Below are 540 nucleotides of genomic sequence, written 5' to 3'. Positions count from 1 at the left end.
AACCCTGGACCCACGGATTAAGAGTCCGTTGCTCTGCCAGCTGAGCTAACCACCCATTTCATCAACGAATAATACTATATCAAAGAAATGACCAAAGCGCAAGAGTTTTTTGGTAAAAAACTAAAAATGCACCACAAAGATCCTTTCCGATCAATTATTTGCGAGTAGCCCGCCTTAATTTTTGTTTACTTCTCGCAGTAGATTCGTCAACCTTTTTCTCTTTATTAGGCTGGATCAAGATACCTTTTCAAAACTGAACTGCAGATGACGATCCGCCAATACATCATTTTGCAACGGGTCACAGTTGCCAAACAGTTACTGTGTACTAGCAGCGATATTCAAAAGCTCCCGCAAGTATTGGGCTTTAGTGACTACGCCCATTTCGCTAAAACTTTCAAGCGTCTCACAGGAATGACACCTAAGCAGTTTAGGCTCCAAAATTATCAGGCATAAAAAAATCCCCGAGATATACTCTCGGGGAAAGTGATGGGTGGTCAGGGGATCGAACCCTGGACCCACGGATTAAGAGTCCGTTGCTCT

Annotated in this window: 1 pseudogene; it reads left to right on the top strand. The window is 43.3% G+C overall.

Going from position 1 to position 540, the window contains the following annotated elements:
• Nucleotides 1-249: 249 nt before the first annotated feature.
• Nucleotides 250-453, top strand: a pseudogene (locus FC30_RS09310) (helix-turn-helix domain-containing protein); the annotation flags it as partial.
• Nucleotides 454-540: the final 87 nt, after the last annotated feature.

The sequence above is a fragment of the Ligilactobacillus animalis KCTC 3501 = DSM 20602 genome (assembly GCF_001434535.1).
In the GTDB taxonomy this organism is placed as follows: Bacteria; Bacillota; Bacilli; order Lactobacillales; family Lactobacillaceae; genus Ligilactobacillus; species Ligilactobacillus animalis.
The sequence above is the reverse complement of the archived record's forward strand: the minus strand, read 5'-3'. Positions and strand labels throughout refer to the sequence as shown.